Annotated in this window: 29 protein-coding genes; 19 read left to right on the top strand and 10 right to left on the bottom strand. The window is 70.4% G+C overall.

All coding sequences use genetic code 11. The features are described from left to right. Positions 1 to 80: 80 nt before the first annotated feature. From MRBLWH11_RS18100 to MRBLWH11_RS18090, 3 genes are all read left to right on the top strand, one after another. Positions 81 to 959: a phospholipase gene (locus MRBLWH11_RS18100; RefSeq protein WP_341945818.1), complete on the top strand. Its 879-nt coding sequence runs from the start codon at positions 81 to 83 to the stop codon at positions 957 to 959. Positions 960 to 1,034: 75 nt separating this feature from the next. Beyond that, positions 1,035 to 2,078: a glutaminase A gene (gene glsA / locus MRBLWH11_RS18095; protein WP_341945817.1), complete on the top strand. Its 1,044-nt coding sequence runs from the start codon at positions 1,035 to 1,037 to the stop codon at positions 2,076 to 2,078. Beyond that, positions 2,075 to 3,700 carry an MFS transporter gene (locus MRBLWH11_RS18090; RefSeq protein WP_341945816.1) on the top strand — a complete coding sequence of 542 codons (1,626 nt, stop codon included), beginning with the start codon at positions 2,075 to 2,077 and terminating at the stop codon, positions 3,698 to 3,700. Before glsA ends, MRBLWH11_RS18090 begins: the two co-directional genes overlap by 4 nt. A gap of 18 nt (positions 3,701 to 3,718) precedes the next feature. Here the strand turns inward: MRBLWH11_RS18090 and MRBLWH11_RS18085 are convergent, their stop codons facing one another. Beyond that, positions 3,719 to 4,267: an XRE family transcriptional regulator gene (locus tag MRBLWH11_RS18085; RefSeq protein ID WP_116636567.1), complete on the bottom strand. Its 549-nt coding sequence runs from the start codon at positions 4,265 to 4,267 to the stop codon at positions 3,719 to 3,721. A 102-nt stretch (positions 4,268 to 4,369) separates the two neighbouring features. On the opposite strand from MRBLWH11_RS18085, the gene MRBLWH11_RS18080 reads away from it, so the two are divergent. The 7 genes from MRBLWH11_RS18080 to MRBLWH11_RS18050 all read left to right on the top strand — a co-directional run bounded on the left by MRBLWH11_RS18080 (position 4,370) and on the right by MRBLWH11_RS18050 (position 9,276). Further along, the gene (locus tag MRBLWH11_RS18080; protein ID WP_341945815.1) at positions 4,370 to 5,089 is read left to right on the top strand and encodes an AzlC family ABC transporter permease; all 720 of its coding nucleotides are present in this window, start codon (positions 4,370 to 4,372) and stop codon (positions 5,087 to 5,089) included. Then, on the top strand, positions 5,086 to 5,400 hold the full coding sequence (locus tag MRBLWH11_RS18075) for an AzlD domain-containing protein (protein ID WP_341945814.1): 315 nt from the start codon (positions 5,086 to 5,088) through the stop codon (positions 5,398 to 5,400). The genes MRBLWH11_RS18080 and MRBLWH11_RS18075 overlap by 4 nt, the downstream gene beginning before the upstream one ends. A gap of 49 nt (positions 5,401 to 5,449) precedes the next feature. Further along, positions 5,450 to 5,860, top strand: coding sequence for a histidinol dehydrogenase (locus tag MRBLWH11_RS18070; RefSeq protein WP_341945813.1), 411 nt, complete (start codon positions 5,450 to 5,452; stop codon positions 5,858 to 5,860). A 9-nt stretch (positions 5,861 to 5,869) separates the two neighbouring features. Then, complete coding sequence (gene fdxA, locus MRBLWH11_RS18065; protein ID WP_046013877.1) at positions 5,870 to 6,190, top strand: ferredoxin; 321 nt, start codon at positions 5,870 to 5,872, stop codon at positions 6,188 to 6,190. Positions 6,191 to 6,198: 8 nt separating this feature from the next. Continuing rightward, entirely contained in the window at positions 6,199 to 7,311 is a 1,113-nt protein-coding gene (dapC, locus tag MRBLWH11_RS18060; RefSeq protein ID WP_341945812.1) for a succinyldiaminopimelate transaminase, read from the top strand. A 192-nt stretch (positions 7,312 to 7,503) separates the two neighbouring features. Continuing rightward, entirely contained in the window at positions 7,504 to 8,793 is a 1,290-nt protein-coding gene (locus MRBLWH11_RS18055; RefSeq protein ID WP_116636563.1) for a citrate synthase, read from the top strand. A gap of 12 nt (positions 8,794 to 8,805) precedes the next feature. Further along, a complete protein-coding gene (locus MRBLWH11_RS18050) occupies positions 8,806 to 9,276 on the top strand; it encodes an SRPBCC family protein (RefSeq protein WP_116636562.1) in 471 nt (156 codons plus the stop codon). 91 nt (positions 9,277 to 9,367) lie between these two features. Here MRBLWH11_RS18050 and MRBLWH11_RS18045 read toward each other — a convergent pair whose 3' ends face one another. Next, complete coding sequence (locus tag MRBLWH11_RS18045; protein ID WP_341945811.1) at positions 9,368 to 10,747, bottom strand: DEAD/DEAH box helicase; 1,380 nt, start codon at positions 10,745 to 10,747, stop codon at positions 9,368 to 9,370. Positions 10,748 to 10,985: 238 nt separating this feature from the next. Next, positions 10,986 to 11,939, bottom strand: coding sequence for a 2,3,4,5-tetrahydropyridine-2,6-dicarboxylate N-succinyltransferase (dapD, locus tag MRBLWH11_RS18040; RefSeq protein WP_341945810.1), 954 nt, complete (start codon positions 11,937 to 11,939; stop codon positions 10,986 to 10,988). 66 nt (positions 11,940 to 12,005) lie between these two features. Here dapD and dapE point away from each other — a divergent pair, with 66 nt between their 5' ends. The 3 genes from dapE to MRBLWH11_RS18025 all read left to right on the top strand — a co-directional run bounded on the left by dapE (position 12,006) and on the right by MRBLWH11_RS18025 (position 14,546). After that, complete coding sequence (dapE, locus tag MRBLWH11_RS18035) at positions 12,006 to 13,079, top strand: succinyl-diaminopimelate desuccinylase (RefSeq protein WP_116636631.1); 1,074 nt, start codon at positions 12,006 to 12,008, stop codon at positions 13,077 to 13,079. Then, positions 13,061 to 14,278, top strand: coding sequence for a hypothetical protein (locus tag MRBLWH11_RS18030; protein WP_341945809.1), 1,218 nt, complete (start codon positions 13,061 to 13,063; stop codon positions 14,276 to 14,278). The genes dapE and MRBLWH11_RS18030 overlap by 19 nt, the downstream gene beginning before the upstream one ends. Before the next feature lie 94 nt (positions 14,279 to 14,372). Further along, the gene (locus MRBLWH11_RS18025; protein WP_017203323.1) at positions 14,373 to 14,546 is read left to right on the top strand and encodes a DUF3117 domain-containing protein; all 174 of its coding nucleotides are present in this window, start codon (positions 14,373 to 14,375) and stop codon (positions 14,544 to 14,546) included. A gap of 97 nt (positions 14,547 to 14,643) precedes the next feature. Here MRBLWH11_RS18025 and MRBLWH11_RS18020 read toward each other — a convergent pair whose 3' ends face one another. Then, positions 14,644 to 15,282, bottom strand: coding sequence for a class I SAM-dependent methyltransferase (locus MRBLWH11_RS18020; protein WP_341945808.1), 639 nt, complete (start codon positions 15,280 to 15,282; stop codon positions 14,644 to 14,646). Between the two features lie 90 nt (positions 15,283 to 15,372). Between MRBLWH11_RS18020 and MRBLWH11_RS18015 the strand changes: the two genes are divergently transcribed. Further along, positions 15,373 to 15,744, top strand: coding sequence for a twin-arginine translocase TatA/TatE family subunit (locus MRBLWH11_RS18015; protein ID WP_116636557.1), 372 nt, complete (start codon positions 15,373 to 15,375; stop codon positions 15,742 to 15,744). Further along, positions 15,741 to 16,367: a hypothetical protein gene (locus MRBLWH11_RS18010; protein WP_341945807.1), complete on the top strand. Its 627-nt coding sequence runs from the start codon at positions 15,741 to 15,743 to the stop codon at positions 16,365 to 16,367. The genes MRBLWH11_RS18015 and MRBLWH11_RS18010 overlap by 4 nt, the downstream gene beginning before the upstream one ends. Here MRBLWH11_RS18010 and MRBLWH11_RS18005 read toward each other — a convergent pair. The 4 genes from MRBLWH11_RS18005 to MRBLWH11_RS17990 are packed head-to-tail and all read right to left on the bottom strand — an operon-like array spanning position 16,364 to position 19,835. Further along, the gene (locus MRBLWH11_RS18005) at positions 16,364 to 16,858 is read right to left on the bottom strand and encodes a YcxB family protein (RefSeq protein WP_116636555.1); all 495 of its coding nucleotides are present in this window, start codon (positions 16,856 to 16,858) and stop codon (positions 16,364 to 16,366) included. The genes MRBLWH11_RS18010 and MRBLWH11_RS18005 overlap by 4 nt on opposite strands. A 39-nt stretch (positions 16,859 to 16,897) precedes the next feature. Then, on the bottom strand, positions 16,898 to 18,019 hold the full coding sequence (locus MRBLWH11_RS18000) for an Mrp/NBP35 family ATP-binding protein (RefSeq protein ID WP_341945806.1): 1,122 nt from the start codon (positions 18,017 to 18,019) through the stop codon (positions 16,898 to 16,900). After that, positions 18,016 to 18,567, bottom strand: a complete 552-nt coding sequence (locus tag MRBLWH11_RS17995; protein ID WP_341945805.1) for a DUF1003 domain-containing protein — start codon at positions 18,565 to 18,567, stop codon at positions 18,016 to 18,018. Before MRBLWH11_RS17995 ends, MRBLWH11_RS18000 begins: the two co-directional genes overlap by 4 nt. Beyond that, positions 18,567 to 19,835, bottom strand: coding sequence for a CBS domain-containing protein (locus tag MRBLWH11_RS17990; RefSeq protein WP_116636552.1), 1,269 nt, complete (start codon positions 19,833 to 19,835; stop codon positions 18,567 to 18,569). Before MRBLWH11_RS17990 ends, MRBLWH11_RS17995 begins: the two co-directional genes overlap by 1 nt. A gap of 87 nt (positions 19,836 to 19,922) precedes the next feature. Between MRBLWH11_RS17990 and MRBLWH11_RS17985 the strand changes: the two genes are divergently transcribed. The 4 genes from MRBLWH11_RS17985 to MRBLWH11_RS17970 are packed head-to-tail and all read left to right on the top strand — an operon-like array spanning position 19,923 to position 22,264. Next, positions 19,923 to 20,624, top strand: coding sequence for a general stress protein (locus tag MRBLWH11_RS17985; protein WP_341945804.1), 702 nt, complete (start codon positions 19,923 to 19,925; stop codon positions 20,622 to 20,624). After that, a complete protein-coding gene (locus MRBLWH11_RS17980) occupies positions 20,621 to 21,211 on the top strand; it encodes a DUF4870 domain-containing protein (protein WP_341945803.1) in 591 nt (196 codons plus the stop codon). Before MRBLWH11_RS17985 ends, MRBLWH11_RS17980 begins: the two co-directional genes overlap by 4 nt. Beyond that, entirely contained in the window at positions 21,211 to 21,861 is a 651-nt protein-coding gene (locus MRBLWH11_RS17975) for an alpha/beta family hydrolase (RefSeq protein WP_341945802.1), read from the top strand. The genes MRBLWH11_RS17980 and MRBLWH11_RS17975 overlap by 1 nt, the downstream gene beginning before the upstream one ends. A 16-nt stretch (positions 21,862 to 21,877) precedes the next feature. Further along, positions 21,878 to 22,264 carry a VOC family protein gene (locus MRBLWH11_RS17970; RefSeq protein WP_341945801.1) on the top strand — a complete coding sequence of 129 codons (387 nt, stop codon included), beginning with the start codon at positions 21,878 to 21,880 and terminating at the stop codon, positions 22,262 to 22,264. A 7-nt stretch (positions 22,265 to 22,271) separates the two neighbouring features. On the opposite strand, the gene MRBLWH11_RS17965 is transcribed toward MRBLWH11_RS17970, so the two are convergent. Next, entirely contained in the window at positions 22,272 to 23,180 is a 909-nt protein-coding gene (locus MRBLWH11_RS17965; protein WP_341945800.1) for a phosphotransferase, read from the bottom strand. Between the two features lie 9 nt (positions 23,181 to 23,189). Next, positions 23,190 to 24,632, bottom strand: a complete 1,443-nt coding sequence (locus tag MRBLWH11_RS17960; RefSeq protein ID WP_341945799.1) for an aminopeptidase P family protein — start codon at positions 24,630 to 24,632, stop codon at positions 23,190 to 23,192. Positions 24,633 to 24,636: the final 4 nt, after the last annotated feature.

Here is a 24,636-nt window from a genome sequence, read left to right as displayed (position 1 = left end):
GCAGGCTCGAACACTTGCGCCTGGGACGAGCTCCCGATGAGTCTCCTGTATTGGGCGTACGACGACCCGAAAGTCGAACCATGCTCCATGAAACCCGTGCGCTTCGGCGCGCCTCCGCCGCGGCATCCGCCCGCGCCACGGCCCGCCGTCCGATGATGATCCTCGGGACCGCCGCCGCCGCTCTCCTCGGCATCACCCTCACCGCCGGCATCGTGTCTGCCCCGGCCGCCGGCGCCGAGATGCCGGACGCGACTGCCGCCGTCGCGCAGCTGGTCGCCGGCACCGAGCCCCACGCGAAGGTCGCGGACGACGCGGCGGTGCCGCTGGTCGATGCGAAGGATGCCGTGCTCAGCGCGCAGGCCCTGACGTACGACGTGACCGCCTCGGGTCTCGACGTGAGCGCCGCCCCGCCCGTCGACGTGTCGGAGCTGCAGGACGACATCGACGCGCTCGAGGACCGCGACGCGATGTCGCCCCTGGTCGTCACGGTCCTCGCGGGCGAGGTGGAAGCCGAGACGAAGGCGCTCGCCACGGCGACCGTGGCGCTGCAGGGCGCCTTCACCGCTGCGCAGGAGAAGAAGGCCGCGGATGACGCCGCCGCCGCGGCCGCCGCCGAAGCAGAGGCCGCCGCCGCGGCTCTCGCCTCCGCGAACACGGTCGAGGGTGCGAAGGCCACGGCGCAGCAGATGATGTCGAGCCGCTACGGCTGGGGAGGCGACCAGTTCTCCTGCCTGGAGTCGCTCTGGAACAAGGAGTCCGGCTGGAACTACCAGGCGTACAACCCCAGCGGCGCGACGGGCATCCCGCAGGCCCTTCCCGGCAGCAAGATGGCGTCGGAGGGCAGCGACTGGGAGACGAACGCGACGACCCAGATCGCCTGGGGTCTCGGCTACATCTCGTCCGTCTACGGCACTCCGTGCAGCGCCTGGGGGCACTCGCAGGCCACGAACTGGTACTGATCCTCTGGTCGGAGGGCCCCACGAACGCTACGGTGTGACTGACGGCTGGGGACGTCTCCGATCCGAGGAGGACACGTGCTCGACCCCGCCGCCTGGCTCGACGTCCCGCAACAGGTGTCCACCGGCACGCTGCCCGGCTGGGACCGCGTCGAGGACATCGTCCGAGAGGCGCACTCCCGGTTCTCCGGTGAGCACGGCGGACGCGTCGCCGACTACATCCCGGTGCTCGCGGAGGCCGACCCCGATCTCTTCGGCCTCGCGGTCATCGAGGTGGGCGGCGGTCTCCACGACGCCGGCGACGCGCTGCATCCGTTCTCGATCCAGTCGATCTCGAAGATGTTCGTCTATGCCCTGGCGATCCAGGAGCACGGGCATGAGCGTGTGCGCGACATCGTCGGGGTGAACAACACGGGGCTCGCCTTCAACTCCGTCGTCGCGCTCGAGCTCAACGACGGGCATCCGATGAATCCCATGGTCAACGCCGGGGCGATCGCGACGACCGCGCTGATGCCCGGATCGACGACGGCCGAGCAGTGGGAGCGCGTCCGCGAGGGGCTCTCGGCCTTCGCGGGGCGCTCGCTGAGCCTGGACGGCGTCGTGTACGCCTCCGAGGCCGCGACGAACGAGCGCAACCGCGCCCTCGGGTGGCTGCTGCGCAGCTACGGCCGGCTCAGCGGCGATCCCGACGAGGTCGTCGACGTCTACACGCGTCAGTGCGCGCTCGGCGTCACCGCCCACGACCTCGCCGTGATGGGGGCGACGCTGGCCGACGGCGGCGTGAACCCGGTGACGGGGGAGCGCGTGGTCTCGGCGGAGGTGTGCCGGGACACGCTCGCCGTGGTCGCGTCGAGCGGGCTCTACGAGCGCTCGGGGGACTGGCTCTTCGAGATCGGGCTTCCGGCGAAGTCCGGCGTCGCCGGCGGGATCGTGGCCGTCGCACCCGGCAAGGGCGCGGTGGCCGGATTCTCGCCGCGACTCGACGATGCCGGCAACTCCGTGAGAGCGCAGATGGCGATCGGCTACCTGTCGCGAGCGCTCGGTCTGAACCTCTTCGCCTCGGCTCCCGCGCCGGAGCATTCCGCCGCTGTTCCTCGATCCCCCGAGCAGGAGAAGCCATGACGCAGACAGAGCAGCCCGAGACCAAGACCTCCTGGCTGCCGATGGTCAGCCTGTTCCTCGCGCAGGTGCTGATGTCGTTCAACGTGGCCGCACTGCCGATCTCGCTCGGCGGGATGGTGAGCGACTTCGGGGTGCCTCCGACCGTCGCGAGCACGACCATCGTGATGTACGGCCTGGCGGTGGCCGCACTGGTGATGACGGGCGCGAAGCTCGGCCAGCGCATCGGCTGGGTCCTCATCTTCCGGATCGTGATCGCGCTGTTCGCGGCATCCTCGATCATGATGCTGGTCGCGCCGACCGTGGGATGGGCGATCGCGGGTCAGGCGGTCGCGGGGGCCGCTGCGGCGATCATCGTGCCGTCGATCGTCGCCCTCATCGCCGAGAACTACCGCGGGGCGCAGCAGGCGACCGCGATCGGCGCCATCGGCTCGGCGCGGGCGATCTCCGGCGTCAGCGCCTTCCTGATCGGCGGCACGCTGGGAACCCTCGTCGGGTGGCGGCCCATGTTCTTCATCGTGCTCGGGATCGCCGTGCTGGTCTTCGCGCTCAGCTTCACGCTGCGTGGCGACCGCGGCGACGCCTCGATCCGCATCGACCTGATCGCCTCGCTGCTGATCGGCGCGGCGATCGTGCTGCTCACGCTGGGGTTCAACAACCTGAACGCGTGGGGTGCGGTCGCGGCGACGGACGCGGCACCCTTCAGCATCGTCGGGCTCTCGCCGGCTCCGGTCTTCGTCGTCGTCGGTCTCGTGCTCGGACAGGGCTTCTTCCTGTGGACGAGGAAGCGGATGGCGGAGGGCAAGGTCCCGCTGATCGACCTGAGCGTGCTCGGCTCTTCGCGGGAGCGTGCCGCGGTGTACGCGATGTTCATCGTCGTGGCCCTGGAAGCGTGCGTGAACTTCACGATCCCGCTCTACATCCAGATCGTGCAGGGGCGCACGCCGTTCGACACCTCGATCGCCATGATGCCGTTCAACCTCACCGTCTTCATCACGGCGACGCTCGTGGTGCGGTTCTACAGGCGGTTCCCGCCGCGCACGATCGGCGTCTTCGGCTTCATCCTCACCACGGCGGCTCTGGTCTGGCTCTCGTTCGTCGTGAGCAACAACTGGGAGACGCTGCCGACCATCCTCGGCCTCATCGTGTTCGGCATCGGCCAGGGAGCGCTCGTGACCCTGGTGTTCAACGTGCTGGTGACGGCGGCTCCCGCTGAGCTGGCGGGCGATGTGGGCTCGTTGCGCGGCACCACGCAGAACCTCGCCTCGGCGGTCGGAACCGCGCTGGCCGGGGCCCTGCTGGTGTCGCTGCTCGGTCTCAGCATCGGACGCGCGGTCGTCGAGCATCCGGAGCTTCCGCCGGCGCTGGTGGCCCAGGTCGACATGGACAACCTCAACTTCGTCAGCAACGACGATCTCCGGACCGCGCTCGAAGCGACGGATGCGACGCCGGAGCAGGTCGATGCGGCCGTGGTCGTCAACGAGGAGGCGCGCCTGGGGACGCTCAAGCTCGGCCTGCTCCTGCTGGCCGGGATCAGCGCTCTCGCGATCCTCCCGGCGTCGCGGCTGCCGCAGTACCGGCCGCACGAGATCCCCGATCCCTCGCCCGCGGGCGGCGCCGAGTGAGTGGGGAGCAGGCGACGATCAGCGCAGCTCGGAGATGAGCACGGCGCTCGTGCCGGATGCCGTCGCCTCGAAGATGTGCGGCGCGTCGCCGGCGTACGTCAGGTAGTCGCCGGGGTTCAGCAGAATCGGCTCCGTCACCGGCCCGACCTGTGCCTGTCCGGCGATCAGGATGACGTGCTCGATGGTCCCGGCGTGATGCGGGTCGGAGAGCCGCGGGTCGCCGGGCTCGGCCTGGATCAGGTAGACGTCGCGGCGGGCCCCCGGAGGGCTGGCGGACAGCAGCGTCGCGCTGTAGGCCGCGGCGGACGAAGGTACGCCGGCGAGATCGTCGGCACGGATCAGCGTCGGCGCGTTGGACTGCTGGTCGACGAGCACCGCGAAGGGGACGCCGAGTGCGACGCCGAGAGCCCACAGCGTCTCGACGCTGGGGTTGCCCGCACCGCTCTCGAGCTGGGACACGGTCGCCTTGGACACGCCGGCGCGCCGCGCGAGCTCGGAGACCGAGAGGCCGACGGTCTCGCGCTCGCGGCGGAGAGTGCGGGAGATGCGGGTGCGGAGATCCTCCATGTGTTCATCATGTCAAACGATCGTTCGCTTGACTATCCGTTCTTCGGTGTTCAGAATGATAGGCATGTGTTCACCAGATCGAACGAGCCTGGGATCGGCGCGATGACCGCCGAGCGTGAGGTCTGGCGGGAAGCTCTCGGCGTCGTGCTGGCGACGAGCGCCTACGGCATCTCGTTCGGGGCGCTCGCCGTGGCATCCGGTCTCGATGTCTGGCAGACCTGCGTGCTGAGTCTGCTCATGTTCACGGGCGGATCGCAGTTCGCGTTCGTCGGGGTCTTCACCGCCGGCGGGTTGGCCGCGCTGCCCTCGGCCGTCGCCTCCGCCGCGCTGCTCGGGGTGCGCAACGTCGCCTACGGGATGCGCATGTCGCCCCTCGTCGGAGGCGGACCCGTGCGGCGAGCCGCCGCTGCGCATTTCACGATCGACGAGTCGACGGCAGTGGCGATCTCGCAGACCGTCCCGCGCCTGCGGCAGGTCGGCTTCTGGGTGACCGGCATCGGCATCTTCGTGGGCTGGAACATCACGACGCTGGTCGGCGCGCTCGTCGGCGACGTGCTCGGCGACCCCCGCACCTGGGGGCTGGATGCGGCGGCGGCCGCCGCCTTCCTCGCGCTGCTCTGGCCGCGACTGAAGCAGCGCCAGGCGATCGCCGTCGGCGTGGCGGCCGCCGTCGTGGCGGCAGCGCTCACCCCGTTCCTCATGCCGGGGCTGCCTGTGCTCATCGCCGCCCTGGTGGCCATCGTCGTCGGCTGGTTCAACTGGCTCGGACGCCCGCCGCAGCAGACACCCGTGGCGGACTCCGGAGCGGAGGAGGGCGTATGAGCCTGTGGAGCGCGATCCTGCTCGCCGCGCTGATCTGTCTCGCGCTGAAGGCGGTCGGGTACCTCGTCCCGCCGAAGCTGCTCGAAGCGCCGCGGCCCGCGCGCATCTCGGATCTGCTGACGGTCGCACTGCTCGCCGCTCTCGTGGCGGTGCAGACTCTCGGCGACGGCCAGGCGATCACGGTGGATGCGCGCGTGCCCGCGCTGCTGGTCGCCGGCGGTCTCCTCTGGCTGCGACAGTCGTTCCTCGTCGTCGTGGTCACGGCCGCGCTCGTCGCGGCGCTCCTGCGGCTCTTCGGTCTCGCGGCGTGAAGCCGAGGCCCCACTCCGGATCCACAGGCCTCGCCGGTAGGATCGAGGGGTGCGTGTGAGCTGGGTGTCGAGAGTCCTGTCGTGGGTCGCTGCCGCCCTCGTGGGCGGCGTCTACGGTGTCGCCGGGACGATCGGGCACAGCCTCATGTGGGGACCGATCCCGGTCGGGCTGATCGTCGGGGCGATCGCGTGTGCGGCGATCCTCATCGCGGTCCGCGCGCTCACCCACGATCGGGGCGCCGCCGTCGCCGCCGGCCTCGGCATGATCGGGATGCTCGTGCTGATCTCCGGCGTCGGACCCGGCGGTTCGGTCGTCGTGGCCGACTCGCTCGCGGGACGGATCTGGACCTATCTGGTCGCCGGCCTCGTGCTGCTCGTGGTCGCCTGGCCGTCGCTCTCGCGGCTTCCCGTGCGCACGGAGACCCCCGCTGCGGAGGAAGCGGTCGCCCGCGAGTCGTAGACTGGGGGAGTGACGTATGTGATCGCCCTCCCGTGCGTCGATGTCAAGGATCGCGCCTGCATCGACGAGTGCCCCGTTGACTGCATCTACGAGGGTGAACGCTCCCTGTACATCCATCCGGACGAGTGCGTCGACTGCGGTGCCTGCGAGCCGGTGTGCCCGGTCGAGGCGATCTACTACGAGGACGACCTGCCCGACGAATGGCAGGACTACTACAAGGCCAACGTCGAGTTCTTCGACGAGATCGGATCGCCCGGCGGCGCCGCGAAGGTCGGCGTGTACACGTTCGACCACCCGATCATCGCCGCTCTGCCGCCTCAGGGCGAGTAGGCGCCCCTGTGAGCGTCCGCGACCTCGCCGACTACCCGTGGGACGCCGTGGTGCCGTTCCGCGACCGCGCCGCGCAGCATCCGGGTGGTCTGGTCGACCTGTCCGTCGGCTCTCCCGTCGATCCGACGCCGGAGATCATCCGCCGGGCTCTGGCCGAGGCGACCGACGCGCACGCGTACCCGCAGACTCTCGGCACGCCCTCGCTGCGCGAGGCCATCGTCACCTGGTACGCGCGTCGGCGCGGCGTGCCCGACCTCACGGTCGACAACGTGCTCCCGACGATCGGCTCCAAGGAGCTGGTCGCCCTGCTGCCCACGCTGCTCGGGCTCGGCGCGGGCGACATCGTCGTGCATCCGCGCGTCGCCTACCCGACCTACGAGGTCGGTGCCCGCGTGGTCGGTGCCGAGCCGGTCGCCGCGGACGACCCCGCCGAGTGGCCCGAGGGTGCGAAGCTCATCTGGATCAACACGCCGGGCAACCCCGACGGACGCACCTGGACCGTCGACGAGTTGGCCGCGGCGGTTCGGCGTGCGCGTGAGCTCGGCGCGGTGCTCGCGAGCGACGAGTGCTACGCGGAGCTGGGCTGGGACGGGCCGTGGGCGACCGAGCCCATCCCGTCGATCCTCGACCCGCGCGTGACGGGCGGACGGCGGTCGAACCTGCTCAGCGTGTACTCGCTCAGCAAGCAGTCGAACCTCGCCGGGTATCGCGCCGCCTTCGTCGCGGGCTGCGCCCACATCGTCGGCGATCTCCTCACGGCCCGGAAGCATCTGGGGCTGATGCCGCCTGCGCCCGTGCAGCACGCCATGGCGACGGCACTCGGCGACGACGAGCATGTCGCGGTCCAGAAGGAGCTCTACCGTGAACGCCGCGATGCGCTGCGTCCGGCGCTGGAGGCCGCGGGCTTCCGCATCGACGGCTCCGAGGCGGGGCTGTACCTCTGGGCGACCGAGGGGCGGGATGCCTGGGAATCGATGGGGCGGCTCGCCGATCTCGGCATCCTCGCGGGTCCTGGTCCGTTCTACGGGACGGCGTCCGGGCAGCACGTGCGGCTGGCGCTGACCGCGGCGACCGACCGCGTCCTGGAGGCCGCGCGACGCCTGAATGAAGGAAAGCTGTAGATTCCCTCGTCAAATCCGCCGTCCGTTTGGCGGATGTCACAGTAGGCCTGCGTGCCTACTAGGCTGTAAAGGCGATTCGGTCGGGTACCGACCTGGTGCCTCAGCGCCGTGAGATCGCCAGTTCCGGCTTGATCAAGATCTTGTCCGACACCGACGCGACGAGCGGGGGTCGGACACCAGGAGGAGGTCCGCGTGAGCGCAGCGGCAGACCAGACGGCGAAGCTGACGATCGGCGACACGACCGCCGAATTCCCGCTGGTGCGCGGCACGGCAGGCCACGACAGCATCGACTTCTCGACCCTGACCCGGCAGACCGGCTACACCGGTCTGGACTACGGATTCGTCAACACCGCGTCGACCAAGTCGGACATCACCTTCATCGACGGAGACAAGGGCATCCTGCGCTACCGCGGGTACCCGATCGAGCAGCTGGCCAACTCCACGAGCTACCTCGAGGTCGCCTGGCTCCTCATCTACGGTGAGCTGCCGTCGGCCTCCGAGCTCGCCGAGTTCGACGAGAAGATCCGTCGTCACACGCTGCTGCACGAAGACCTCAAGCGGTTCTTCTCGGCCCTGCCGCACACCGCGCACCCGATGTCGGTGCTGTCCTCGGCCGTCGCCGCGCTCTCGACCTACTACGAGGGCCAGACCGACCCGCACAATCCCGAGCACGTCGAGCTGAACATGATCCGCATGCTCGCGAAGCTTCCGGTGATCGCGGCGTACGCGCACAAGAAGAGCGTCGGCCAGGCCTTCCTCTACCCGGACAACTCGCTCGGGTTCGTGGAGAACTTCCTCAAGCTGAACTTCGGCGTGCTCTCGGAGCCCTACGAGATCAACCCGGTCATGTCCAAGGCTCTCGAGCTGCTCCTCATCCTCCACGAGGACCACGAGCAGAACGCGTCGACCTCGACCGTGCGCCTGGTGGGTTCCACGGGCGCGAACCAGTTCGCGTCGATCTCGGCGGGCATCCAGGCCCTCTCCGGTCCGCTCCACGGCGGGGCGAACGAGGCCGTCCTCACGATGCTCGGCCAGATCCGCGACTCCGGTCAGAGCGTCTCGCGCTTCGTCGAGCGGGTGAAGAACAAGGAAGAGGGCGTGAAGCTGATGGGCTTCGGGCACCGGGTCTACAAGAACTACGACCCGCGCGCCAAGCTCGTCAAGGAGGCCGCGGACGAGGTGCTGTCCTCGCTGGGCGTCACCGACCCGCTGCTGGACCTCGCGAAGGAGCTCGAGGAGCTCGCGCTCGCCGACGACTACTTCCGCGAGCGCCGTCTGTACCCGAACGTCGACTTCTACACCGGCGTCATCTACAAGGCGATGGGCTTCCCGACCCGGATGTTCACGGTGCTCTTCGCGATCGGCCGGCTGCCGGGCTGGCTCGCGCAGTGGCGCGAGCTGCAGCTCGACCCGCAGACGAAGATCGGTCGCCCGCAGCAGCTGTATACGGGGTCTCCGGAGCGCACGTTCCAGACCCGCTGACACCGGCGTCCGATGCCCGTCGTCAGCGCCGAAGCCGTCGTGCCGGTGGACCCGGCGACGGCCTTCGCCGTCTCGCAGACGACGGGAGCGATCCGTCGACGCTGGGATCCGTTCATCAGCGAACAGCATTTCCTGGACGAGGCGGATGCTCCGGCCAAGGGTGTGCGCACCTTCACCCGGCAGCGCCTCGGCTTCGCCATGGTGAGCAGCTACGTCTCCTATGCGCCGCCGACCAACGTCGGGATGGTGATGGAGACGGGGCCGTGGTTCTTCGAGAAGCTCGGCGGCGGGTGGCGGTTCACGGCCGTGGCAGGCGGCACGCTGGCCGTGTGGAAGTACAACTTCTCCTGCCGACCGGTCTGGCTCGCACCGATCGCCGAGTGGCTCGGCGCGCGGGTGCTCGGCTTCGAGATCCGGCGACGTCTCGCGGGCTTCGTCCGCGGGTGCTCCGACCCGGTGGTCCTGGATGCGGTGCGGCGCTGACGCCCGGCCACGGGGACGCAGAAGGTCGCCGCGCGAATGCGCGGCGACCTTTCGCGTCACCTGATCTGCGAGCGGATCAGGTGGGGGAGACTCAGCGTCCCTGGTAGCCGCGACCGCCCTGGCCCTGGCGCGAGGCGCCGCCCTGACGGGCCTGGCCGCCCTGGCCCTGTCCGCCCTGGCCGGAGCGGGGACGACGGCGACGTGCCGGGGGCGTGGAGGCGCCGGCACGCTCTCCGCCGGCCGGACGCTGCTTGGCCTGACGCTGCGGCTGCTGCGCCTGGACGGGAGCCGGACGCACGTGAGCCGCGCGCTCGGGCACGAGACCGGTGATGGCATCCTGCGTCGCGTTCTCGAGCGGTGCGTCGATCGCGGCCTTGCGCAGCAGGTCCTTGACGTCGCGACGCTGCTCGGGGAGCACGACCGTGACGACGGTTCCGGCGGCGCCGGCGCGAGCGGTGCGACCGGAGCGGTGCAGGTACGCCTTGTGCTCGACGGGCGGGTCGACGTGGACGACCAGGTCGACGTTGTCGACGTGCACGCCGCGGGCGGCGACGTCGGTCGCGACGAGCACGCGCACGCCACCCTCGTCGGGAGCGGTCGAGAAGGCGCTGAGGTTGCGCTCGCGCGCGTTCTGCGACAGGTTGCCGTGCAGGTCGACCGCGGGGATGCCGGCGGCGGTGAGCTGCTTGGCGAGCTTCTTCGCCTGGTGCTTCGTCCGCGTGAAGAGGATGCGGCGACCCGTGCCGGAGGCGAGGTCGCGCACGAGAGCGGTCTTGTTGTCCGTCGAGTCGACGACCAGCACACGGTGGGTCATCTCGCCCACGGGCACGCTCTCCTCGTCGACCTCATGGCTCACGGCGTTCGAGAGGAAGCGACGGGCGAGAGTGTCGATGCCGCGGTCGAGGGTCGCGCTGAACAGCAGGCGCTGACCGCCGGCCGGGGTCGCGGTGAGGATGCGGGTGACACCCGGCAGGAAGCCGAGGTCGGCCATGTGGTCGGCCTCGTCGAGAACGGTGACCTCGACCGCGTCGAGCTGCACGACGCGCTGCTTCATGAGGTCTTCGAGACGGCCGGGGCACGCGACGACGATGTCGACGCCGCTGCGCATGGCCTGCTCCTGCGGGCGCTGGCTGACGCCGCCGAACACGGTGGTGACGCGCAGGCCCTTGGCTGCCGCGAGCGGCGCGATGGTCGCGGCGATCTGGGTGGCGAGCTCGCGGGTCGGAGCGAGCACGAGACCACGCGGGTGGCCGGGGCGGCTCGTGCGCGACGAGGCGGCGAGGCGGGAGACGAGGGGGAGTGCGAAGGCGATCGTCTTGCCGCTGCCGGTGCGGCCGCGGCCGAGCAGGTCGCGGCCGGCGAGGGAGTCGGGAAGCGTGTCGCGCTGAATCGCGAACGCCTCGGTCTTGCCGTCCTTCGAGAGGACGGCGGCGAGGTCGGCGGGCACGCCGAGATCGAGGAAGGAAGTCATAGGGGTATATCTCCGAGAGTGCACGCGCGAACCATCTGGGCCGGGTGCGGAAGGTGGGCGACGGCGCGGGATCGCGCATCGTTTCGCCGTTCGAAATGGCCAGAACCAGGCAAGTGGCGCGGGAGCGTGTCGACGACGCAGACGTCTCGCACTGCGAGGAGCGTCATGCCGACACTATCACGCACAACCTGTGTGCCGGCCCGCCACGCCCGGCGGACGCCGTCGGACGGGTCAGGGATCAGGCGTGCAGCGCCTCGTTCAGGGTCACGCCGATGCCGGCGCGGCGCACGGCCTCGACCGCGCCGCTGAGCGAGTTGCGGCGGAACAGGAGCCCGTCCTGGCCGGAGAGCTCGACGCCCTTGACCATGACGCGACCGCCGTCAGCGGTCTGCGGGCCGTCGACGAGCACGATCTTCGTTCCGGCCGTGACGTAGAGCCCCGCCTCGACGACGCAGTCGTCTCCGAGCGAGATGCCGATCCCCGCGTTCGCGCCGAGAAGGGTCCTCGACCCGATCGAGACGCGGTGCGTGCCGCCACCGGACAGCGTGCCCATGATCGACGAGCCGCCTCCGATGTCGCTGCCGTCGCCGACGACGACGCCCTGGGAGATGCGTCCCTCGACCATCGACGCGCCCAGCGTGCCGGCGTTGAAGTTCACGAAGCCCTCGTGCATGACGGTCGTGCCGGGGGAGAGGTACGCTCCGAGGCGCACTCGCGACGCGTCGGCGATCCGCACACCGGCGGGCTGCACGTAGTCGGTCAGGCGCGGGAACTTGTCGAGTCCCTGCACCTGGATGCCGGCGCGCTGCAGCAACGGACGCAGGCGGGCGGCGTCCGCGGGGTGCACGGGGCCGGCGTTCGTCCACGCCACGTTCGGCAGGTGGCCGAAGATGCCGTCGAGGTTGAGCTCGTTCGGTCGCACGACCAGGTGCGAGAGCGCGTGCAGGCGCAGATAGGCGTCAGACGTGGAGGCAGGCGGGGCGTCGAGGTCGATCTGGAGCTGGACGACCTCGACCGTGACGTTGCGGCGGTCATCCGGGCCGGTGAGCGCCTCCCAGGTGGCCGCTGCGGCGGCGGCATCGCCGGCCGTCGGCGATCCGACGCCGACCTCGGGGTACCACGCGTCGAGCACCGTGCCGTCTCCGGCGATCGTGGTCAGTCCGATGCCCCACACGCTGCGCGATTCACTCATGCTTCCACGCTATCGCGCCCGCCGATCGACCACGTCGCACATGACGGTGTAAGTAGGCTGGTGGACATGCTGCTCGATCTGACCGCGTCCTCCGTGGAACTCACCCGCGCACTCTGCGACATCCCGAGTGTCTCGGGCGATGAGAAGGCCCTCGCGGACGCGATCGAGGCGGCCGTCGCTCCCCTCGCGCATCTGGAGGTGATCCGCCACGGCAACACGATCGTCGCGCGCACGAACCTCGGCCGCGCTCAGCGCGTCGCGATCGCCGGGCACATCGACACCGTGCCGATCAACGAGAATGTGCCCACGAAGGACATCGAGATCGACGGGGTCCCCTTCCTCTGGGGGCGCGGCACGGTCGACATGAAGGCCGGGACGGCGGTGCAGCTCAAGCTCGCCGCCGAGCTCGCCGAGCCCGCGATCGACGTCACCTGGATGTGGTACGACAACGAGGAGGTCGAGGCCTCGAAGAACGGTCTCGGGCTCCTCGCGGCCGTGCGCCCCGACCTGTTCCAGGCGGACTTCGCCATCCTGGGCGAGCCGTCCAACGGCGAGGTCGAGGGCGGATGCAACGGCACGCTCCGCGCGATCGTCCGCACCACCGGCGTGCGGGCGCACGCGGCACGCGCGTGGATCGGCGAGAACGCGATCCACCGCGCCGCGCCCATCCTCACCCGTCTGGCCGAGTACCGGGCCAAGGAGGTGCCCGTCGACGGGCTCCTGTACCGCGAGAGCCTGAGCGCCGTGCGCATCGCCGGCGGTGTCGCCGGGAACGTGATCCCCGACGCGTGCGAGGTCGAGGTGAACTACCGTTTCGCTCCGAGCAAGTCGGCGGCCGACGCCGAGGCGCACGTGCGCGGCGTGCTCGCCGGGTTCGACGTCGAGATCACGGATGCTGCAGAGGGAGCCCGCCCCGGGCTGGACGCCCCGATCGCGCAGCAGTTCGTCGCGGCCGTGGGCGCGGAGCCACGACCGAAGTACGGCTGGACCGATGTCGCGCGCTTCTCGGCGCTCGGCATCCCGGCGGTGAACTACGGCCCCGGCGATCCCCACCTGGCCCACCACGACGAGGAGCGCGTGCCTCTGGCGCAGATCGACGCCGTGGAGCGGGGCCTGCGCGCATGGCTCACCTCGCACTGAGCGCGGCCCGTCGCTGGGCGCAGGCGCCCCTCGCCCTGCGCATCGCGGTGATCTATCTCGTCGCACGTGTCGTCACCACGGGATTCTTCCTCGCGGCGGCTTCGATCTCGACGTCGCTGTCGCGCTTCGGAGCGGATGCCGGACTCATCGACTTCGTGCTCGGCTGGGACGCGCAGTGGTACTGGCTGGTCGCCGAGAGCGGGTACCCGGCCGAACTGCCGCTGACCGATTCCGGCGACGTCGCGGAGAACGCCTGGGCGTTCATGCCGGTGTTCGCATATGCGGCGAAGGCACTCGGCTTCGTGTTCGGCTCGTGGGGCGCCGGAGCGTTCCTGCTTTCCTTCGTCGCCGGGTACCTCGCCTGTCTGGCGCTGCACCGCCTGCTGCGCGATCGCATCGGGGCCTCCGCCGCGACCTGGGCCGTGGTGTTCTTCGCCGCAGGTCCCCTCGCCGCGATGTTCCAGGTGGGTTACGCAGAGACGCTGTTCCTCCTGCTGCTCTTCCTGGCGCTCGACGCGATGACCCGTCGGCGATACGCGTGGCTCTATGTGCTCATCCCGGTGATGGCCTTCACCCGGCCGGGAATCCTCGCCTTCGCGCTCTACATCGGACTGCACGGCATCGTCCGGTGGGTACGACGCCGCGACGATCCCCTCACCGGTGTCGAGATCGCGCACATCGTCGCCCTGGGCGCTCTCGCGACCGCGACCGGCTTCGCCTGGCAGCTTCTCGCCGGCATGGTCACGGGCGATCCGGGCGCCTATCTCGCCACGGAGCTCGCGTGGCGGCGGCACTGGATCGCCGGCGGCGTCGAGGGATTCGTGCCGTTCGAGGGGTGGGTGCAGGCGTCCCAGTTCTGGTTCGGGCTGTGGGGTCTGCCGGCGTGGGCGGGGCCGGTGGCACTGGCGCTCCTGGTCGTGGCCGCCGGAGCCGCGCTGCTGTACCTCCCGCAGGTGCGCGCCCTGGGGACGGACCTGCGACTGTGGAGCGCGAGCTATCTGCTGTATCTGCTCGCGGTGTTCTTCCCGCAGTCGAGCACCTTCCGGCTGCTGCTCCCGCTGAGCCCGATGTGGGGAGCGTTGGCTGTGCCGCGATCACGGTGGTGGCGAGTCGGTGTCCTGGTGCTCTGTCTGGTCGGTCAGTGGGCCTGGATACTCCCGATGTACGCCCTCGGGAACACGTTCTGGCAGGTGCCCTGAGAGTGAACGCTCGTCGCTTTTCTTCACAGGTGACGTCCAGGCCCCGGTGACACCCGATAAACTCATTCCATACCACCGAGGAAAAGGAGCCACGATGGCAGCGATGAAGCCGAGGACCGGAGACGGACCCATGGAGGCCGTGAAAGAAGGGCGACTCATCATCGTGCGCGTTCCGCTCGAAGGTGGCGGCCGTCTGGTCGTCTCCGTGAACGACGCCGAGGCCAAGGAACTTCACGACGTGCTGGCCGCCGTCGTGGCACCGGCCTGATTGACCCCGGATCCGCGATGCGGGTCTGCGAGGGCGATGGATCTCCGGATCCGTCGCCCTCTTTCCTGTTCCGGGTGGCTGTCGTCCGGAACGAGAGTCAGGCGCGATCGGCGATGCTGACCAGCTGAAGGAGCCCTTCGCCGGCGGGGGAGACGGTCGCCAGCACGGCCGACGATTCCTGCGTCTCCTGCACGAGCGAGCGGTACGCCGCAGTGATCTCGTCGCGCTGCACGGGATCGGCGACGCGGCCGCCGCCGAGCACGCGCGGAACGAGCACGATGCCGCCGGCGCGGGCGAGGCGCAGGCCGTGCTCGACATACTCGATGACGTTCTCGGGGTCGGCGTCGACGAGCACGATGTCGTAGGAGGCCTCGTTCATGCGGGGAAGCACATCGGCGGCCCGTCCGGTGATGAAGCGGGCCTTCGTCGAGGGCACTCTCGCATCGGAGAATGCCTGGCGGGCGGCGGCGAGATGCTCCGGCTCGTTGTCGATCGAGGTCAGCACGGCCTGCGGCGCTCCGCGCAGCAGCCACAGTCCCGAGACGCCGGCTCCCGTGCCGATCTCGACGATCGAGCGGGCGGCGGTCGCGGCGGCGATCACGGCGATCTGCGATCCGACGACGGCGCTGACGGGCGCCGCTCCCAGTTCGACCGCATGGGCCCGGGCGCGCGCGATGGCATCCGGCTCGATGATGGACTCGCGAAGGAAACGCGCGTTCGCTTCGTGCTCGCTCATGGCCTGCCTTTCCGTGCTTGCACTGTGATCGATCTCAGCGTATTCGCTCGGTGTGCGCGGGGAGTGCAGGCGCGGCGGTAGCCTGTACAGATGACGTTCGGGCTCACTTTCGAGAAGCTGCTGCTGATCGGCCTCATCGCGGTGCTCATCATCGGCCCTGAGCGTCTTCCGCGGGCCGCAGAGGGATTCGCCCGCATGGTCCGCAAGGTCGGCGAGTACGTCCGCGACACGAAGTCGAAGATGCGTCAGGAGATGGGTCCCGAGCTCGACGACGTCGACTGGCGCAAGCTCGACCCGCGACAGTACGACCCGCGCCGGATCATCCGCGATGCGCTGATGGAGGAGCCGCAGCCCGCGACCGCGACGAAGGCGCGAGCCACCATCGCCGAGCCCGTCGCACCGCGTGCGCCGCAGACGTTCAGCGCCGAGAACCGGCCGCCGTACGACCCCGAAGCCACGTGAGCCCTGCGGGGTCGCACCTTCGCCCCGCAGCCCGACTTCGCCTCGCGGTGGTCGCCGCGGTGCTCGGCGCCGTCGGCGGCGCGCTGATCTGGATCCTCTGGGTCCTGCCGATCGTCGCCTCCGTCGACCGCGCAGAGCCTCAGCCGCTCGGCGACGCGATCGTCGTCGATCTCGATGCGGATGAGCGCGCGGGCATCTGGGCGCAGGGGATCTCCGCGAACCTCGGAACCCTGGAGTGCGTCGTCGTCGCCCCCGGTGGCGAGCCCGTCGCGCAGCGCGGGGCGCCGGCGCTCGACTGGAGCAGCACCCTCTGGTGGATGACGCCGAAGCCGGGATTCGAGCAGACCGCGCAGTTCACCGCACCGGCCGCGGGGCCACACGAGGTCCGGTGCGCGGATTCGCTCGACATCTACGACGGCGCGTTCCTGATCGCAGGCGACTCGTTCGGCGGCGGGAGCATCGGACTCGGCCGCGGAGGCGGCGCCGACTACCCGATCGGGACGATGCTGTCGTTCGGGGCGGTCTTCCTGCCGCCGTTCGCGGTCGCGGTGACGATCATCGTGCTGATCCGCGTCGGGGCGTCACGCCGGACCAGGCGTCGTGCGGAGGGCATGGCTGCCTAGGCGATCTTCGCGCGGAGCGTGGCGACGTCCTCGTCGCTCAGCAGCGCGCGCGGGATCGCCGTCGCGACAGAGGCGTCGCGCAGCTTCAGCAGCACGGCGTCCGCGCCCACCCTGACGCCCTGGAACGTGCTGTAGGCGATGGTCGAGCGGCGGTCGCCGCTGCCCACCTGCAGCACCTCGTCCTCCAGCGAGACCCAGACGAGCGTCGCCGGCGGCATCGCGGCGCGCACGGCGTGACGGGCGCTCGAGACGGACATGACGATCGCGATGACGGCGAGGGCGATCACCAGCGGCGGCATCCACGCGGCGAGACCGCCGTCGTCCTCGCCGGCGGCGACCAGCCCCGACAGGTTGAGGATGCTGATGCCGAGGGCCGCGGCGAGTGCCACCCACATGATGATCGCGACCGGGCGTGTGAGCGAGTAGACGGCGGCATCGCGCGCCATCCGTCGGAGCAGGCTCTCATCGATCGTGAGGGAACGAGGGGGCATCGTCCCATTCTCCCACGGGGCCCTCGGGCCGTCGGCGGCTCAGCCGATCGACATCGGCAGCGATCGTCCGGCGAGACCGCGACCCTGACCGGCGAGGGAGCGCGCGAGCGCGCGGATCGTGGTGGCGGCGGCATCCGTCGACTCCGTCGTGACGATCGGGATGCCGACGTCGCCGCCTTCGCGCAGCGCCGGACTCAACGGGATCGACGCCAGCAGCGCCACGTCGTCGCCGCCCTCGGACAGTGCTGCGGCCACGGCCGCGCCGCCGCCCGACCCGAACAGGTCGACGACGGTGCCGTCGGGGAGGGTGTACGCGGCCATGTTCTCGACGACCCCGATCACGCGCTGCCCGGTCTGCCGCGCCACGAGGCCGCTGCGGATGGCGACGTCGGATGCCGCGGCCTGCGGCGTCGTCACCACGAGGACCTCCGCGTGAGGCAGCAGCTGTCCGATCGAGATGGCGATGTCGCCGGTACCCGGGGGCATGTCGATCAGGAGGATGTCGAGATCGCCGAAGAACACGTCCGTGAGGAACTGCGAGACCGTGCGGTGCAGCATGGGCCCTCGCCAGGCGACCACGGCCTCGCCGTCGCGGAGGAACATGCCGATAGAGATCGTCTTCACGCCGTGCGCGACCGGAGGGAGCATGAGATCGTCGATGCGCGTCGGCTGGGTTCCCGCCGCGATGCCGAGGAGACCGGGGATCGAGAAGCCGTGCACGTCGGCGTCCACGAGCCCGACGGACAGGCCCTGATCGGCGAGGGCGACGGCGAGGTTCGCGGTGACCGTCGACTTGCCCACACCGCCCTTGCCGCTGGAGACGAGGATGACCCGGGTGAGCGATTCGGGGCCGAAGGGCATCTGCCTCGCCGGGCGTCCGTCGCGGAGCTTCTCGGTCAGCGCCTTGCGCTCGGCCGGAGTCATCACGCCCACCGAGACGTCGACGGCGGCGATGCCGGGAACGGATGCCGCGGCCTCCCGCACATCCGATTCGATGCGTGCGGCGGCGGGACAGCCGACGATCGTGAGCACGATCCCGACCAGCGCCCGGTCGCCGTCGACCTCGATCTCGCGGACCATGTCGAGGTCGCCGATCGGGCGGCGCAGCTCCGGATCCGTGACCGCGGCCACGGCCGCGCGGACTCTGTCGGCCGCCGTCATGAGCCGCCGCCGCCGGAGCGCTTCTCGGCGTCGTGCCTGTCGTCGTGCTTCTCATCGTGTTTCTCGTCGGAGCCGAGCTCCGCGAGCAGCGCCTTCAGCTCGTTGCGCAGGACATCGCGGGTGACGAGCTGCGTGTTGCGCTCTTCGAGCGCCATGCGCAGCGCGACGATCTCGCGCGCGAGGTACTCGGTGTCGGCGAGGTTCCGCTCCGCGCGCTGACGGTCCTGCTCGATCTGCACCCGGTCGCGGTCGTCCTGGCGGTTCTGCGCGAGCAGGATCAGTGGCGCGGCGTACGAGGCCTGCAGAGAGAGCATGAGGGTGAGCGCGGTGAAGCCCAGTGCCGCATCGTCGAATCGCAGATGATCGGGCGTCAGGGTGTTCCAGAGGATCCAGGCCACGCAGAACAGCGTGAGCATCAGCAGGAACGCGGGGGTCCCCATCGCCCGGGCGACCCATTCGGTGAACCGGCCGAAGCGGTCGCGTGAGGTGGGGCGGGCGCGTGTGGTGCCCCGACCGAGGGGCGCGTCGAGGCGGGGCGAACGTGCCATCAGCGCACCTCCTTCGCCGTCGGCGTCGGCTCGTCGTCGTCATGCGAGCGCCAGTCGTCCGGGAGGAGGTAGTCGAGCACGTCGTCGATGCTGACCGCGCCGACGAGGCGACGCGCGGCATCGACGACGGGAAGCGAGACGAGGTCGTAGCTCGCCAGGAGACGCGCGACCTCGGCGGCGGACGCGTTCGCGGGCACGGGCTCGAGACTGTCGTCCATGATCCCGCCGAGACGTTCGTGCGGCGGATAGCGCAGCATCCGCTGGAAGTGCACCATGCCGAGGAGGCGGCCGGTCGGGGTCTCGAACGGCGGGAGGGTCACGAACACGGCTGCCGCCAGCGCCGGGTGGAGCTCGTGCCGACGGATCAGCGCCAGGGCCTCGGCGACCGTCGCATCCGCCGAGAGGATGATCGGCTCCGGGGTCATCAGACCGCCGGCGGTGTCCGGGCCGTAGCGGAGGAGCATCCTGACGTCCTCTGCCTCCTCGGGCTCCATCAGCTCGAGGAGCTGCTCGAGCCGGTTGGGCGGCAGCTGGGCGAGGAGGTCGGCGGCGTCGTCCGGCTCCATCTGGTCGAGGATGTCGGCGGCGCGCTCGTCGCCGAGGCGATCGAGGATGTGGACCTGCTCGTCTTCGGGCATCTCCTCGAGGGCGTCGGCGAGCCGATCGTCCGACAGCTCCTCGGCGACCTCGATCATGCGCTGCTGAGGAAGATCGAGCAGCGTGTTCGCGAGGTCGGCGGCATGCAGCTCCGAATAGGAGGCGACGAGCTGCTCGGCCGACTGGGCCTCACCGGGGGAGTGCTGCTCGGCGACCTCGTTCCACGCCGCGAACGTCGTCGGCCCCTTCGCGAACGGCGAGGCGCTCGTCTTCGGGCGGCGGAGGAACAGTTGGCTGACAGCCCATTCCCCGAGACGGTTCGGCTCGATCGCGACGTCCTCGATCACGGCCGTGCCCGTGCCGTCGACGAGGTTCACGCGACGGCCGAGGAGCTCGGCGAGCACACGGACCTCACCGGCGCGCGGAGAGAACCGGCGCACGTTGATCAGACCGGTCGTGATGACCTGCCCGGCGCGGATCGATGTGACACGCCCGATGGAGAGGAAGACGTGGCGGCGGCCCGGGATCTCGACCACGAGGCCGATGACGCGAGGAGCAGCGGTACTTCGGTACACGATGACGACGTCGCGGACTTTGCCGAGGCGGTCGCCCAGGGGGTCGAAGACGGCGCACCCGGCCAGGCGCGCGGCGAAAACCCTTTGTGTGCTCACCTGCCCAGCGTAGTGCGCGGGCCCGAGAGCCGCCGTGAGGGTTGCGCTCCCCGGGCCCGGGATGGCAGGGCGTGGAAGAATAGCCGGATGAGCATGTTGAACCGTCCTGTGAACGGTACCGAGACCGGCGAGATCGTCGCGTCGACGCGCGACTACGAGAGCGCGCAGAAGACGGTCTCGAAGCTGATCGCCGGGGAGGTGCCCGCGCGGGACATCGCGATCGTCGGCCAGAGTGTTCGCACCGTCGAGAGGGTGACCGGCAAGCTCGGCTATGCCGCTGCCGCCCGCTCCGGTGCCATCAACGGCGTGCTGCTCGGGCTCTTCCTCTCCGCGATCCTCGTGCTGGGCAACCCCGAGGTCCCGATCCAGCTGTTCGTCGGCTTCGTGTTCATCGGCGTGGCCGTGGGAATGCTGCTGAGCCTCGTGACCTACGCGATCGTGCGTCGTCGCCGCGACTTCGCGAGCGTCACCCAGTTCGCCGCGGACCACTACGAGGTCACGGTGATGCCCACCTCGCTCTCCAAGGCTCGTCAGGTGCTCGGCTCGGCGCACGTCGCCCCGGTGCGACCCCCGGTGAACCTCGACGAGCCGCCCCGGTACGGGGAGCGGATCCCGGCCGGCGCTCCGGCGCCGGCGCCCGAGCCCGCTGCGGAGCCGGTGGTGCCGCCGCGCCCGGCCGACCCGGTACCGCAGCCGGAGGGGACGACGCCCGAGACGCCCGCACCGGGTCCCGTCGATGAGCCCGGTGTCGCGACCCGCGTCGAAGGCCCGCGGGACGACACTCGATGACCTCGCACGACCCTCAGACGCCGGGTGAGTTCACGCCTCCTCCTCCTCCGGCACCGCCGGCGGCCCCCGCGTATCAGCCACCGCCCGCGTATCAGCCCCCGCCCGCACCGGGGGCTCCGGGCGGCTACGCCGCCCCCGGCCACGTCGCGCCCGGGTACCCGGCGCCCGGATATCCCGTGTACCCGGCGGCCGTGCCGCCGCGTGGCCTGCTGCCCTGGGTGCTCGGGTTCCTGATCGTCATCCCGTTCCCGTTCGCCGGTGGTCTCGCCTCCGGAATCGCGATGGCGGTGAGCGGCGGATCGTCTCTCCGCGCGGGCGGCACGGCGCGCGAGAACGCGCGGGCGGCACGGAACTGGGGACTCACCTACCTGATGGTGTCCTCGCTCCTGCTCATCCTGCACTTCGTGCTGCTGTTCGTCCTCACGTCGCAGTCGCCGACGACGGGCTTCTACCCGCTCGGCATCCCGATCACCGTGTACTTCGCGCTGTCGCTCGCCCACCTCGTGATCGTGATCATCGGCACGGTGCGGGCGTCCTCGGGCAAGGTCATGCGCGTGCCGTTCGCGATCCCCTTCCTGCGCTCCTGATGGTCCGGATCGCCGTCGAGCTGCCGACCGGACCGACGACGGTCTCCGCGGACTGGTCCTCGGGTGAGAACGGCGTGACGGTCATCGTCGCGCATGGGGCGGGCACGGGGAAGGATCATCCGTTCCTCACCGGGTTCGTCGATGCGCTCGGCGACGCGGGCTTCTCGACCCTGCGGTTCAACTTCCCCTACGTCGAGCAGGGGAGGCGGATGCCGGGCCCGGCGAGGCACGCGATCGTGACCTGGAATGCGGTGGTGGCCTTCGCCCGAGCCGCCGCCCCCGACGCGACCGTCTGGGCGGCCGGCAAGTCCTACGGCGGACGGATGGCGTCCATGGCCGTCGCCGACGGCCTCGCCGTCGACGGGCTCGCGTACCTCGGCTATCCGCTGCATGCCCCCGGAAAGCCGGAGAAGCCGCGGATCGAGCACCTCCCGGCCATCGCCGTGCCGCAGCTGTTCGTGGAGGGGACGAACGACCCGTTCATCCAGCCGATCTCCCAGTTCGAGGATGCGGTCGCGACGTGTCAGAACGCGGAGGTCGTCTGGATCGAGGGTGGAGGGCACACCTTCGAGGTGAAGGGGCAGAAGCGCCCGGCATCCGAGATCGGTGCGTCTCTGGCGCCGATCGTCGCGGAGTTCGTGCGCCGCTGAGTGCGCAGGAGCAGTCATGAAGGGCATCCATCACGTCGAGATCTGGGTGGCGGACCTCGATGCGGTCGTCGACGGCTGGAGCTGGCTGTTCACCTCGCTCGGTCTGGAGTGCACAGGGGAGTGGCCGGGCGGTCGGACCTGGGACGCCGGTGGAGCATACGTGACCCTGACGACGTCGCCGAACATCTCGGCGGCCGATCACGATCGGCGCAGACCCGGCATGAATCACCTCGCCCTGTGGGGCGGCTCCCCGGCGGACGTCGACGCCATGATCTCTGCCGCTCCGTTCAACGGATGGCGCCCGCTCTACCAGGATCGGTACCCGCACGCCGGAGGACCAGACCACTACGCCGGCTGGCTGGAGAACGCCGAAGGATTCAAGGTCGAGATCGTCGCGGAGTGACGCCGTCTCACCGGCCCAGCCCCGACAGCTCTTCATCCGCCAGCAGCCGCCGCATCGTCGAGATGCCCAGTGCGCTCATCGGCGGATTCGACTCCTCGTAGTACCAGACGAGGCCCATCGCCTGCTGGAACGCCCATGCCGCTCCGCGCAGCCACTCCCCATCGCTTGCGCCGACACCGTCGCGCAGCATCCGGCGTCGCGGGGCATCGAACAGATGCCACGCGGCGACGAGGTCGAGCGCCGGGTCGGCCGGTCCGAAGCTCCCGCCGTCCAGGACACCGGCGAGCCGATCGTCGCCGTCCCGCTCGGTGACGAGGAGGTTGAACGGGGTGAGGTCGCGATGACTCATGACGTCGGGCCCGGCTGCCGGCAGCACGCGCAGCGACGCCCAGAGCTCTGCGGCCCGACGCGTGTCGAGCAGGTGTCCACTCTGCGCGAGACACGTCGTGATCCACTCGTCATGATCGGGGAGATGCCCGCCGCGACCGGCGCCGTCGAACACGCGCCCGCCGACCGGGACGCTCCGCATCGTCGTGATGAGCGTCACGATGTCGCGGGCGAGAGAAGCGGATGCCGCGTGCCGATCGTGCCCGGCCACCTCGCCGTCGAGCCACGTCTGCACGGACCACGCCGAAGCGAACCCGTCGGAGGCGTTCGCGACCCCGTAGGGACGTGCTGCGGGGAACGGGCTGGCGTCGGCCAGCTCGGCCATGGCGTCGGCCTCGGTGCGCAGCTCCGCCTCGGACGCGCCGAGGAGGGGGAACCGCGCGACCAGTTCATCGCCCAGTCGCATGATGGTGTTCACCGTGCCGGTCGTGGGCACGCGCCGCAGCGGCCGACCGCGCAGCTCCGGGAAGCGTGCGGCGATCAGCCGCTCGGCGAGATCGTCGTCGAGCGGCAGCTCGCTCTCGTGCACCGGGATCGCTCAGCTCTGGACGCGGGCGATCCAGGCCTCGACCTCGTCGGCGGTGCGGGGGATTCCGGCCGAGAGATTCACGGGGCCGTCGGCGGTCATCAGGATGTCGTCCTCGATGCGCACGCCGATGCCGCGGAGCTCCGCGGGGACCGTGAGGTCGTCGATCTGGAAGTAGAGGCCCGGCTCGATCGTGAACACCATGCCGGGAGCGAGGATGCCGTCGTAGTACATCTCCCGCCGCGCCTGCGCGCAGTCGTGCACGTCGATGCCGAGGTGGTGCGACGTGCCGTGCACCATGTACCGGCGGTGCTGTCCGCCGGCATCCGCGTCGAGGGCCTCCTCGGCCGTGACCGGCAGCAGACCCCACTCGGCGGTGCGCGCGGCGATCACGGTCATCGCCGCGGCGTGCACATCGCGGAACCGCACGCCCACTCGTGCGGCGGCGAAGGCGGCATCCGCGGCCTCGCGCACGGTCTCGTAGACGCGACGCTGCACCTCGGTGAACGTGCCGGACACCGGCAGTGTGCGGGTGATGTCGGCCGTGTACAGGCTGTCCGCCTCCACACCCGCGTCGACGAGGATCAGATCGCCGGGGACGACGCTGCCGTCGTTGCGGGTCCAGTGCAGGTAGCACGCATGCGGGCCGGATGCCGCGATGGTGTCGTACCCCTCGCCGTTCCCGTCCTCGCGCGCGCGGCGGTGGAAGACGCCCTCGACCACGCGCTCTCCCCGAGCATGGTCGATCGCCTGCGGCAGCTCGCGGATGATGTCGTTGAAGCCCTGCGCGGTGATGTCGACGGCGCGGCGCATCTCGGCGATCTCGAACTCGTCCTTGATCAGGCGCAGCTCGGAGACGACGCGGGTGAGCGCCTCATCCTCGTCGAGAACGAGTTCGCCGTCCGCGGGCGCGAACTTCTCGAGGTGCGCGGTCTCGATGGCGAGGTCGGCCGAGACGCCGGCGAGCGACGGGCGCGGGCCGATCCAGAACTCGCCCACCGTGGCGTCGGCGTAGAACTCGGTCGTGGTGCGGTCCGCGCGCTCGCGGAAGTAGAGGGTGATGTCGTGTCCGGCATCGGTCGGCTCGAAGACGAGGATCGAGTCGGGCTCGGCATCCGACGCCCATCCGGTGAGATGAGCGAACGCCGAGTGCGCGCGGAACACGTAGTCGGTGTCGTTGCTGCGCTGCTTGAGAGAGCCGGCGGGGATCACCAGTCGCTTGCCCGGGAAGGCCGCGGAGACCGCTGCGCGGCGCGTCGCCGCGAACGCGGCCTGTGCCCGCGGAGCCGGAAGCGTCTCCGGTCGCTCGGCCCAGCCGGTCGAGATCGTGTCGAGGAAGCCCTGGGGGAACGGCTGCTTGCGGTTGGTGCTGCTGTTCTCGACGGTCTCCGTCGTGACTTCGGCGGGGATCTCTGCGGCGGCGTCTGCGATCGTGTCGCGCTCTGCGGTGCTCATCCCT

Origin of the sequence: Microbacterium sp. LWH11-1.2 (assembly GCF_038397745.1) — a bacterium.
Lineage (GTDB): Bacteria > Actinomycetota > Actinomycetes > Actinomycetales > Microbacteriaceae > Microbacterium.
Note: the sequence above shows the minus strand (reverse complement) of the source record. Positions and strands in the feature narration are given on the sequence as shown.

What these genes read in the sequence shown, in the direction of transcription:
- MRBLWH11_RS17975 (WP_341945802.1), top strand. Translation starts at nt 21,211, where the DNA reads ATGGTCCGGATCGCCGTCGAGCTGCCGACCGGACCGACGACGGTCTCC.
- dapE (WP_116636631.1), top strand. Translation starts at nt 12,006, where the DNA reads ATGCTGCTCGATCTGACCGCGTCCTCCGTGGAACTCACCCGCGCACTC.
- MRBLWH11_RS18075 (WP_341945814.1), top strand. Translation starts at nt 5,086, where the DNA reads ATGAGCCTGTGGAGCGCGATCCTGCTCGCCGCGCTGATCTGTCTCGCG.
- MRBLWH11_RS18000 (WP_341945806.1), bottom strand. Translation starts at nt 18,019, where the DNA reads ATGACGGCGGCCGACAGAGTCCGCGCGGCCGTGGCCGCGGTCACGGAT.
- MRBLWH11_RS18005 (WP_116636555.1), bottom strand. Translation starts at nt 16,858, where the DNA reads ATGCCCCCTCGTTCCCTCACGATCGATGAGAGCCTGCTCCGACGGATG.
- MRBLWH11_RS18090 (WP_341945816.1), top strand. Translation starts at nt 2,075, where the DNA reads ATGACGCAGACAGAGCAGCCCGAGACCAAGACCTCCTGGCTGCCGATG.
- MRBLWH11_RS18100 (WP_341945818.1), top strand. Translation starts at nt 81, where the DNA reads ATGCTCCATGAAACCCGTGCGCTTCGGCGCGCCTCCGCCGCGGCATCC.
- MRBLWH11_RS18085 (WP_116636567.1), bottom strand. Translation starts at nt 4,267, where the DNA reads ATGGAGGATCTCCGCACCCGCATCTCCCGCACTCTCCGCCGCGAGCGC.
- MRBLWH11_RS17970 (WP_341945801.1), top strand. Translation starts at nt 21,878, where the DNA reads ATGAAGGGCATCCATCACGTCGAGATCTGGGTGGCGGACCTCGATGCG.
- MRBLWH11_RS18020 (WP_341945808.1), bottom strand. Translation starts at nt 15,282, where the DNA reads ATGAGCGAGCACGAAGCGAACGCGCGTTTCCTTCGCGAGTCCATCATC.
- MRBLWH11_RS17995 (WP_341945805.1), bottom strand. Translation starts at nt 18,567, where the DNA reads ATGGCACGTTCGCCCCGCCTCGACGCGCCCCTCGGTCGGGGCACCACA.
- MRBLWH11_RS17980 (WP_341945803.1), top strand. Translation starts at nt 20,621, where the DNA reads ATGACCTCGCACGACCCTCAGACGCCGGGTGAGTTCACGCCTCCTCCT.
- MRBLWH11_RS17960 (WP_341945799.1), bottom strand. Translation starts at nt 24,632, where the DNA reads ATGAGCACCGCAGAGCGCGACACGATCGCAGACGCCGCCGCAGAGATC.
- MRBLWH11_RS18050 (WP_116636562.1), top strand. Translation starts at nt 8,806, where the DNA reads ATGCCCGTCGTCAGCGCCGAAGCCGTCGTGCCGGTGGACCCGGCGACG.
- MRBLWH11_RS18030 (WP_341945809.1), top strand. Translation starts at nt 13,061, where the DNA reads ATGGCTCACCTCGCACTGAGCGCGGCCCGTCGCTGGGCGCAGGCGCCC.
- dapD (WP_341945810.1), bottom strand. Translation starts at nt 11,939, where the DNA reads ATGAGTGAATCGCGCAGCGTGTGGGGCATCGGACTGACCACGATCGCC.
- MRBLWH11_RS18025 (WP_017203323.1), top strand. Translation starts at nt 14,373, where the DNA reads ATGGCAGCGATGAAGCCGAGGACCGGAGACGGACCCATGGAGGCCGTG.
- MRBLWH11_RS18015 (WP_116636557.1), top strand. Translation starts at nt 15,373, where the DNA reads ATGACGTTCGGGCTCACTTTCGAGAAGCTGCTGCTGATCGGCCTCATC.
- MRBLWH11_RS17985 (WP_341945804.1), top strand. Translation starts at nt 19,923, where the DNA reads ATGAGCATGTTGAACCGTCCTGTGAACGGTACCGAGACCGGCGAGATC.
- MRBLWH11_RS18045 (WP_341945811.1), bottom strand. Translation starts at nt 10,747, where the DNA reads ATGACTTCCTTCCTCGATCTCGGCGTGCCCGCCGACCTCGCCGCCGTC.
- MRBLWH11_RS18080 (WP_341945815.1), top strand. Translation starts at nt 4,370, where the DNA reads ATGACCGCCGAGCGTGAGGTCTGGCGGGAAGCTCTCGGCGTCGTGCTG.